The sequence below is a fragment of the Sodalis-like endosymbiont of Proechinophthirus fluctus genome, from assembly GCF_001602625.1.
GTDB lineage: Bacteria > Pseudomonadota > Gammaproteobacteria > Enterobacterales > Enterobacteriaceae.
This window is the reverse complement of record NZ_LECR01000050.1, coordinates 23517-24996: the sequence shown is the minus strand read 5'-3', so window position 1 is coordinate 24996 and position 1480 is coordinate 23517. Positions and strand designations below refer to the sequence as shown.

Here is a 1480-nt window from a genome sequence, read left to right as displayed (position 1 = left end):
TTACAGGTGATCGCCGGCGCGTTGACGGTGAATGAGCAATGAGCAGATGTTGGCGGCTGGTAATGTTCTAGCATTGTGGGATGAAAGGCCGTATCACGCTGGCGGCACACGACAATAGCGAGGTACTACTGTTTGATTTTCTGCCTATTTAACCGGGATAAAAATACTCGGCAATGCTTTTTATTAAACTTGGTTTAATCGTCACCTGACCAAGTTGATAATGAAGAAAAAAGTCCGGTACTGCAGAATGTTGCCGATCAGGTTAGGGTCACCAAAATAACGGTAAGCCGCTATATGCGCGATTCGGATCGGAATCTCCCAGGCGGCGCTGCAGGCAAAAATTTCCTTAGCGCTTGACAGGATGGGGTATATTCTTAATCGAGTGCCGGATATTCCCTTCAACGCGCCACCAGCCGCGCTATCGATGTTCTACTGCCTTTGCCTGCTAGCCCGCTTGTGGGGTGAGAACCAAGAGACGATGGGCAAATAGATGTTGGTTTCACGTTACTTGCGGGTGAAAGTATCTGGCAACCCCGAAGTGCGGAATGACGTCGCCGCTCACGAACGTTAACGGCAATAGCGGTGCTCCTCTCCATACCTAATCCTAATCGGGCGGCGAAAGTCTCTGACCCTGCGCCCCGGGTAAGAATATGATCCCGGTCTCAAAACGCTAATATAGTTCCTCCATACATTCCTTAGTGGACGATGTTACCGGTATCATGATATCGATAATATCATATCATATGAATACTATTCCTGATTGACTGACACGCGAAATGCCGGTTAGAACAGACATCCATTGGGGAAACTATCATGCCACTTTTTATTTTTGCCATTGGTATAGCACTGCTGTTGCTCCTAATGATCCGTTTCAAATTAAACGGATTTATTGCCTTAATTCTGGTTGCGCTGGTGGTAGGGGTCCTGCAGGGCATGTCGGTCGATAAAGTTATCGGGTCAATTAAAAACGGCGTAGGCAGTACGCTCGGCAGCCTAGCACTGATCATGGGCTTCGGCGCCATGCTGGGTAAACTGTTGGCAGATTGCGGCGGGGCTCAACGTATCTCCACCACGCTCATCGACAAATTTGGTCAACGTTATATTCAGTGGGCAGTGGTATTAACAGGCTTCACTGTCGGCTTCGCGCTGTTTTACGAGATTGGTTTTGTGCTGATGTTGCCACTGGTGTTCAGTATCGCCGCCAATGCGCGTGTCTCACTGCTTTATGTAGGCGTGCCAATGGTCGCCGCGCTGTCGGTGACGCATGGCTTCCTGCCGCCGCACCCAGGCCCTACTGCTATCGCCGCCATTTTTCATGCCGATATGGGTAACACCCTGTTGTACGGAGCTATCCTCTCCATCCCGACGGTCATCCTGGCCGGTCCAGTGTATTCGCAATTTCTGCGCCATATCGACAAGCCGGTGCCGGAAGGTTTGTATAATCCAAAAAAATTTACCGAGCAAGAAATGCCGGGCTTTG

At 50.0% G+C, this 1480-nt stretch carries 1 protein-coding gene and 1 pseudogene; both read left to right on the top strand.

Going from position 1 to position 1480, the window contains the following annotated elements; translation table 11 throughout:
* Positions 1-240 precede the first annotated feature (240 nt).
* A pseudogene (locus BG74_RS17235) lies at positions 241-438 on the top strand (LacI family DNA-binding transcriptional regulator); the annotation flags it as partial.
* A gap of 375 nt (positions 439-813) precedes the next feature.
* A partial coding sequence (locus tag BG74_RS17230) for a gluconate:H+ symporter (RefSeq protein WP_244267363.1) occupies positions 814-1480 on the top strand: 667 nt, incomplete at its 3' end.